9 protein-coding genes are annotated in these 7,575 nt (G+C 66.9%); 5 read left to right on the forward strand and 4 right to left on the reverse strand.

The window, feature by feature from the left end; translation table 11 throughout:
• Nucleotides 1-39: 39 nt before the first annotated feature.
• Nucleotides 40-627, forward strand: coding sequence for a nuclear transport factor 2 family protein (locus JZ792_RS26470; protein ID WP_216914520.1), 588 nt, complete (start codon nucleotides 40-42; stop codon nucleotides 625-627).
• Here the strand turns inward: JZ792_RS26470 and JZ792_RS26475 are convergent, their stop codons facing one another.
• The gene (locus JZ792_RS26475; protein ID WP_216914498.1) at nucleotides 628-2,268 is read right to left on the reverse strand and encodes a peptide chain release factor 3; all 1,641 of its coding nucleotides are present in this window, start codon (nucleotides 2,266-2,268) and stop codon (nucleotides 628-630) included. It abuts the gene before it with no gap.
• 341 nt (nucleotides 2,269-2,609) lie between these two features.
• Between JZ792_RS26475 and JZ792_RS26480 the strand changes: the two genes are divergently transcribed.
• The 4 genes from JZ792_RS26480 to JZ792_RS26495 all read left to right on the forward strand — a co-directional run bounded on the left by JZ792_RS26480 (nucleotide 2,610) and on the right by JZ792_RS26495 (nucleotide 4,994).
• Complete coding sequence (locus JZ792_RS26480; protein ID WP_216914500.1) at nucleotides 2,610-3,206, forward strand: 50S ribosomal protein L25/general stress protein Ctc; 597 nt, start codon at nucleotides 2,610-2,612, stop codon at nucleotides 3,204-3,206.
• A gap of 21 nt (nucleotides 3,207-3,227) precedes the next feature.
• Nucleotides 3,228-3,809, forward strand: a complete 582-nt coding sequence (gene pth, locus JZ792_RS26485) for an aminoacyl-tRNA hydrolase (RefSeq protein ID WP_109527828.1) — start codon at nucleotides 3,228-3,230, stop codon at nucleotides 3,807-3,809.
• 153 nt (nucleotides 3,810-3,962) lie between these two features.
• Entirely contained in the window at nucleotides 3,963-4,604 is a 642-nt protein-coding gene (locus JZ792_RS26490; RefSeq protein WP_216914501.1) for a DUF2461 domain-containing protein, read from the forward strand.
• Between the two features lie 45 nt (nucleotides 4,605-4,649).
• Nucleotides 4,650-4,994, forward strand: a complete 345-nt coding sequence (locus JZ792_RS26495) for a hypothetical protein (protein ID WP_216914503.1) — start codon at nucleotides 4,650-4,652, stop codon at nucleotides 4,992-4,994.
• Between the two features lie 116 nt (nucleotides 4,995-5,110).
• Here the strand turns inward: JZ792_RS26495 and egtD are convergent, their stop codons facing one another.
• The 3 genes from egtD to JZ792_RS26510 all read right to left on the reverse strand — a co-directional run.
• The gene (egtD, locus tag JZ792_RS26500; RefSeq protein WP_216914505.1) at nucleotides 5,111-6,085 is read right to left on the reverse strand and encodes an L-histidine N(alpha)-methyltransferase; all 975 of its coding nucleotides are present in this window, start codon (nucleotides 6,083-6,085) and stop codon (nucleotides 5,111-5,113) included.
• The gene (gene egtC / locus JZ792_RS26505) at nucleotides 6,082-6,912 is read right to left on the reverse strand and encodes an ergothioneine biosynthesis protein EgtC (protein WP_216914507.1); all 831 of its coding nucleotides are present in this window, start codon (nucleotides 6,910-6,912) and stop codon (nucleotides 6,082-6,084) included. The genes egtD and egtC overlap by 4 nt, the downstream gene beginning before the upstream one ends.
• Nucleotides 6,912-7,575, reverse strand: a 664-nt coding sequence (locus tag JZ792_RS26510; protein ID WP_216914509.1) for an SUMF1/EgtB/PvdO family nonheme iron enzyme, incomplete at its 5' end; no start/stop codon positions are given. The genes JZ792_RS26510 and egtC, both read right to left, overlap by 1 nt.

Genomic DNA, 7,575 nt, shown 5'->3' on the forward strand with positions numbered 1-7,575 from the left:
GACCCGGCCATCGCCGCCGACGAATCCGCGGCCGACGAGATGAATCCCAACGGTGACCCCCGCATCCGCACCACCCCGCCGCGGCGCGACGAACGCGGGGTCGACGACATCTCCGCAATCAGCAGGCTGAAATTCCGCTATCTGCGCACACTCGACACGAAAGAGTGGGAAGAGTTCGCGGACACGATGATTCCCGAGGCCACCGCCACCTACAGCGAATATCTTCAATTCGAATCCCGTGACGCATTCCTCGCATTCATGCGCAATACTCTCGGTCCGCACGTCATCACCGAGCATCGCTGCGACCACCCGGAAATCGACGTCGACGGCGATACCGCGACCGGTACCTGGTACCTGGCCGATACCGTCCTCATTCCCGAGCACAACATGCTGTTGCGCGGGGCCGCGTTCTACACCGACCGCTACGTGCGCTGCGAGGACGGACAGTGGCGGATCGCGCACACCGGATACGAACGCTCCTACGAGGTGGTGCTCTCGCTCAGCGATCTGCCCAGCCTGCGCCTGACCTCGAGCCGCTGGGGGTTGATCGCGCGCGAGAGCGGAATCGCGCCGGTCGAACGGGATCCCGGCGCCGCGCCGGTGCGGCGCGAACCCGAGTCGCGGTAGTCAGTCCGCGGTCGCGACCAGCGGTTCCAGCAGCAGTTTCGGATGTTCCTTCTCGATGTACTGCAACCGCCATTTGTCGCTGAACAGCGCGAGAATCGCACCGTCGGTGCGGGTGAACACCTCGACGCCGCGCTGACGATCGAGTTCGGGAGCCGATTCCGCGTCGGTGCGCCGCGCGAGGGTGTAGCCGAGGAATTCCATTTTCGTCTCGACATTGAATTCGGCCATCATCCGGGCGGTGACGACCTCGAACTGCATCGGACCGACGGCGGCGAGCACGGGGGAGGCGTCACCGCGCAGATCGTTGCGCAACACCTGCACCACGCCCTCGGAATCGAGCTGGTCGATCGCCTTGCGGAACTGTTTGTACTTACCCGCGCTCTGCGCGCGCAGGGCGGCGAAATGTTCGGGCGCGAACGAGGGAATCGGCGGGAATTCCACTTTCTTGTCCACGAAAAGGGTGTGGCCGGGGGCGAGCGCGGTCGCGTTCACGAGTCCGACCACATCGCCCGGATAGGCGGTGTCGACCGTGGTGCGTTCGCGGCCGAAGACGGTCAGCGCGTATTTCGTCGCGAACGGTCTGCCGGTCTGGGCGTGCGTGACCACCATGCCGCGCTCGAACTCGCCGGAGACGATGCGCATGAACGCGAGCCGGTCGCGATGGGCGGCGTCCATCCCCGCCTGGACCTTGAACACCACCGCGCTGAACGGCGAGCTGGTCTCGCGCGGGTTGCCGTTGACATCGGCGCGCGCGGCCGGGGCGGGGGCCAGCGCGACCAGCGTCTCCAGCAGCTGCCTGACACCGAAGTTCAACATCGCGGAGGCGTAGATGACCGGTGAGGTCTGACCGGCCAGGAACATCTCCTGATCGTGGTCCTGTCCGGTGGCCGAGAGCAGTTCGCTCTCCTCGGCCGCGGTATCCCACGCCTCGCCCTCGCGCTCGCGCGCCTGTTCCGGGGTCAGCGATTCCTCGGGGGCGATGGTCGCGCCGCCCGCGGTGCGGGTGAAGTGGACGTACTCGACGGCCGCGCCGTCCTCGCCGCGGCGCAGCAGGCCGCGGAAATCGCCCGCGATGCCGACCGGGAGGAACAGCGGGGTCGGGGTGAGGCCGATGCGCTCGTTGATCTCGTCGAGCAGTTCCAGCGGCGCCTGACCTGGCCTGTCCCATTTGTTGATGACGGTGACGACCGGGATGCCGCGATGGCGACACACCTGGAACAGTTTCAACGTCTGCGGTTCCAGGCCCTTGGCGGCGTCGATCAACATGACCGCCGCGTCGACGGCGGTGAGCACGCGGTAGGTGTCCTCGGAGAAATCCGAGTGACCGGGGGTGTCGACCAGGTTGATGACATTGTCGATATCCGAGCCCGCGGCGCGGTAGTTGAACTGCAACGCGGTGGAGCTGACGGAGATGCCTCGGGCCTTCTCCATCTCCATCCAGTCCGAGACCGTCGACTTGCGTCCGGCCTTGCCGTGGATGGCGCCCGCCTCGGAGATCATCCTGGCGTGCAGCGCGAGTGCCTCGGTCAGCGTCGACTTGCCCGCGTCGGGGTGCGAGATCACCGCGAACGTGCGTCGACGCGAGACTTCGGCGGGCAGTCCGCGCGGCGTGGGAGCGACGACATCCTCAGGGGCGGTCACGGAACAACCTTTCACTTCACGACCGATCGGCAACCGCTCCAGCGTACGTGACGGCCGATGTCGGCTCGTCGCCGCGCCGCTCACCACCACCCCGATCCTGACCAGGCCGATTGAAATATGTCCGGGCTGCTGCGGTATGGTGTTCGGGTTGTCTCGGCGAGGGTGACCGCAGACGTTTTGCGTTCACCGTGATCGACGCGGCTCGGCTTCCGGCCGTCCTCGTTCAGTCTTCGCCCGACGAGTAGACCACCGCCACGATTACGACAGCCACTGGTTTTTCTGTAATCGCCGGCGAGCAACCGTTGATCCAGCCCGGAAGAGCCGTAGGAGTAGATCCAGTCATGTCCGACGCCAACCTTCTCGAAGCCGCCGTACGCACCGAGTTCGGTAAGGGCGCCGCGCGCCGCACCCGTCGTGCCGGCAACGTCCCCGCCGTGCTGTACGGCCACCAGTCCGACCCGCAGCACCTGTCGGTGAACGCCCAGGCGTTCGCCGCGATCCTGCGTGAGCACGGCACCAACGCGGTGCTCAACCTCGTCATCGACGGCGAGAAGCAGCTCGCGCTCACCAAATCGGTTGTCGTGCACCCGATCCGTCGTTACATCGAGCACGCCGACCTGCTGGTCCTCAAGCGTGGCGACAAGGCCACCGCCGATGTCCCCGTGACCCTGATCGGCGAGGCCGCCTCCGGCACCCTGGTCACCCAGGACGCCATCACCGTCTCCATCGAGGCGGACGCGATGAACCTGCCCGAGGCCATCGAGATCTCGATCGAGGGCGCCGAGGCAGGCACCCAGATCAACGCGGGCGATGTCGTGATGCCCGAGGGCGTCACCCTGGCCGCCGATCCCGATCTGCTGATCGTCAACATCATCGCCGCGCCTGCCGCCGAGGCCGAGGGCGAAGAGTCCGGCGAGGGTACAGAGTCCGCCGAATAGTCTTTCGCATCGGTTCTCTTCATGACCGAATCCGTGACCGGACCCGCGCTCGTGGTCGGACTGGGTAACCCAGGCCCCGAATACGAGCGCACCCGGCACAACATCGGCTTCCTGGTCGCCGACGTGCTCGCAGAGCGCGTCGGCGGCCGTTTCGCCGTGCACAAGAAATCCGGCGCCGACCTGTTGCAGGCGCGCCTGGACGGCCGTCAGGTGCTGATCGCCAAGCCGCGGTCGTTCATGAACCTCTCCGGCCGTCCGGTGGCCGCGTTGGCGAAATTCTTCTCCGTCCCCGCCACCGAGGTCATCGTCGTCCACGACGAACTCGACCTGCCCTTCGGTGAGATAAAACTCAAACGCGGCGGCGGCGAAGGTGGTCACAACGGTCTGCGTTCCATCTCCAGCGCGTTGACCACCAAGGAATACCTGCGCACCCGCATCGGCATCGGCCGTCCGCCCGGTCGCCAGGACCCGGCCGACTACGTCCTGAAACCCTTCGCCGCCCCGGAGCGCAAAGAGGTACCGGTGATCGTGGAGCAGGCGGCGGACGCCGTGGAACTCCTGCTGAAACTGGGTTTGGAACCCGCTCAGAACCGCCTGCACTGAGCCTTGCCGCCGTCGCGTTCGCGCACGGGCCGGGCCGGGCCGGGCCGTGATGATCGATGCCGAACAGCGGCGCGGAACGAACAGCCCATCCCCGACTCGTCATGACACGGGCGCACGGCCGACATGTCACGGCCTCGGCGTAAGTTCGTCCCCATGAGCGGATTCACCGGTTTCCCGCTGGCGGGACTGGATTTCTACGAAGACCTCGAAGCCGACAACTCGAAGACGTTCTGGAATGCGCACAAGGCGGTGTACGACGAATCGGTGCGCGCGCCGATGGTCGCGTTGACCGCCCTGCTCGAACCCGATTTCGGAACGGCGAAGATCTTCCGGCCCTACCGCGATGTCCGGTTCTCCAAGGACAAACTGCCGTACAAGACCGCGCAGGGCGCGGTGGTCGGCACCGCGCCGGGAACCGGCTGGTACGTGCAGATCGGCGCCGCCGGACTCTTCGTCGGCGGCGGTTTCTACTCCGGCACCCCCGCGCAGATCGCCCGGTACCGCGCCACCGTCGACGACGAGGTGCGCGGTTCCGAACTCGAGGCGATCCTGGCGAAACTCCGCAAGAAGGGTTTCGCCATCGGCGGCGACACATTGAAGACCAAACCCAAGGGATACGAGGCCGACCACCCACGCATCGAACTCCTACGGCACAAGTCGATCACCGGTCACAAGGAATACGGCGCACCCGACTGGCTCCCCACCGCCCGCGCCGCCACCGAGGTCCGCAAGACCTGGGAATCCATGCGCCCGTTCATCGATTGGCTCACCGCCGTCGTCGCCCCGACCGGGTAGCGCCCACCGAGAACCAACCGAAGCGTCATGTGAGAGCGTCGACTCATGCGCGATCACTGGAGAACGATCGGTATATCCGGCGTCCTCGGCCTGCTGCTGGGTCTCGCCGCCATGGGTGTGTGGACTCACGAAAATCCGTCCGAGCACAGCCGAGTCGTTTACGAGGGTTCTTACGAACCGCTTCCGGCCGGTGAGATCGCCCGGCTGTCCAGCGAGACTTCGTCGGAACTCGACGCAGCAGATCGCGAGGCGGCTCACGACAGACAACTGCGGGCATCGCTGTGGATCGCGATCCCCACCGTCACCACCGTGGTCGGCGCCGCATCGGGTGTGACGCTGGCAGGATTCCGCGGCCGATCTCGGTCACAGCGGAGCACGACTCCGGAGTGACCGCTCGGAACCGGCTGCGCTGGGTAGAGCGAGTAGCGATGCTGCCCGCTCTACCCAGCGATTCTCGAAAGTGCTGGTCCGGCTCGACGGTGGGGAACCGCGAAGTCGAGACGGGGTCAGACCCGCTCGGACAGCACCAGGGCGAAGCGGTCGTCCGGGTCGGTCCACACCCGCTCGGTGCGGAATCCGGAGGCGGCGAGTTCGCCCCGCAGTCCGTCGATGCGGAATTTGGCCGAGATCTCGGTGCGCATCTGCTCGCCGGGCGCGAATTCGACGGTCAGATCCAGTTCCCGGACCTTGACCGTGGTGGCCTCGGTCGCCGCGAGGCGCATCTCGATCCATTCGTTCTCGGCATCCCACACCGCGATATGGTCGAATTTCTCCGGGACGAAATCGGCGTCGAGCCGATTGTTCAGTACGTGCAACACATTTCGGTTGAATTCGGCGGTGACCCCGGCCGCGTCGTCGTAGGCGGGCACGAGCACCGCGGGGTCGATCACCAGGCCCGCGCCGATCAGCAGTTGTTCGCCCGGCTCGAGTACTTCGTGGATACCGGCGAGGAATTCCGCGCGCTCGGCCGGGACGAGATTGCCGATGGTGCCGCCGAGGAAGGCGATCATGCGACGTCCGCCGCGCGGCAGATTGCCGAGGGTTCCGGTGAAATCGCTGACCACGCCGTGGACGGAGACGGCGGGGAATTCGGCGGCGATCTCCTCGACCGCGGCGCGCAACGCCGACGACGAGACATCTTGGGGCACATACGTCTCCAGCGCGCCTTCGGCGGTCAGCGCGTTCAGCAGCAGCCGGGTCTTCGCCGACGAGCCGGAACCGAGTTCCACCAGAACCTCCGCGCGGGTACTGCGCGCGATCTCGCCGACCACCCGTTCGAGCAGCGCCCGCTCGGTGCGGGTCGGGTAGTACTCGGGAAGTTCGGTGATCTGCTCGAAGAGTTCACTGCCGCGCGCGTCGTAGAACCATTTGGGCGGCAGCCATTTGGGGGCCGAGGTCAGGCCGAGCAGGGCGTCGGCCCGCAAGGCGGCGGTCAGATCGTCGTCGGAGAGGTGGGTCTCCAGTGTCGGTACGGCGTTCATGGCGCGAGCCTTTCGGGGTCGGGAAGCGGTTCGACGACGAGGTGATCCGGACGCGCGGTGACGAGACTGCGGTCGGGGATCGACTGCCAGCGCGGATCGTCGTCGAAGGGTTCGGAGGACAGGATGGCGAAGTCTTCGGTGACCAGGGCCGAGAGCGAATGGTGCCAGGTGGTCGCCCACAGTTGGGCGCCGTCGCCGAGGAGAAAATTCAGCCGCGCCCCGGGCGCGTGCGCCGATACCGCCGCGATCAGCAGTCGGAGCGCGGCGGGTGCGGCCGTCCACGCACCGTCCGGGAAGTCGGTGGCGAGCAGTCCGCGCAGGAGAACCCACAGCGTCGCGGAATCGGTGGCCGACTCGGCTTCGAGTAGACGGGCCGCGTCGAACAACGCACCCGCCCCGAGTTCGGCTGCGGTGTCGGCGAATTCGGCGGCGACCGCGGTTAATGTCCGACGCCAGTCCGGGACGACCCCGTTGTGACTGAAGGCCCAGCGGCCTTCGGTGAACGGCGCGCACGCGGTCAGTTCGATCGGCATGCCGACCGTCGCCGAACGCACCGAGCCCAGCACCGCCCACGATTCGAGTTGCGGCAGAACCTCTTCCACAGCCGGATCGGTCCAGATCGGCGCGGGATTGCGGTAGCGGCTCACCGACACGGTGTCCTCGTCGTCGTCGCGCCACCACGCGACACCGAAACCGTCGGCGTTGATGGTGCCGCCGTTGCGCATATCCCGTGGCGCCCACGCCTGGGTGCGCAGCGAATGCGTGCCGAGGGTGAGCATGTCACCGACACGCACGGGCGGGCCGACATAGCCGAGATGTCGGCACATCAACGTTCCTCGGGGCGCAGATCACGGGCCAGGCGGAACCCGGCGAAGATCTGGCGTCGGATCGGATGATCCCAGTTGCGGAAGGTGCCGCGGCAGGCCACCGGATCGGTGCCGAAGGAACCGCCGCGCAGCACCCGGTAGTCGCCGCCGAAGAAGACATCGGAGTATTCGGCGTAGGGGAACGCGCGGAAGCCGGGGTAGGGCTCGAAACCCGACGCCGTCCACTCCCAGACGTCACCGATGAGCTGGTGCACGCCCGCGGGCGAAGCCCCCTTCGGGTACGCGCCGACCTCGGCCGGTTCGAGATGGCGCTGACCGAGATTCGCGGTGTCGTCATCGGGTTCGGTGTCACCCCAAGGGTATTCGCGGGTACTTCCGGTCGCCGGATCGAAACGCGCGGCCTTCTCCCATTCCGCCTCGGTGGGCAGTCGCTTACCCGCCCACCTCGCGTAGGCCTCGGCCTCGTACCAGCAGACATGCACCACGGGCTGACGTGGGCGCAGCGGCGTCATCACGCCGAAGACCCGCCGCCACCGCTGTCCGCTCGGATCGCGTTCCCAGAATTGCGGGGCGACCAGCCCCGCTTCCCGCCGGTGCGCCCACCCCCGTTCGGACCACAGTTCGGCACGGTCGTAGCCGCCGTCGTCGATGAAGACCGAGTAC

The organism is Nocardia noduli (assembly GCF_019038455.1).
GTDB lineage: Bacteria > Actinomycetota > Actinomycetes > Mycobacteriales > Mycobacteriaceae > Nocardia > Nocardia noduli.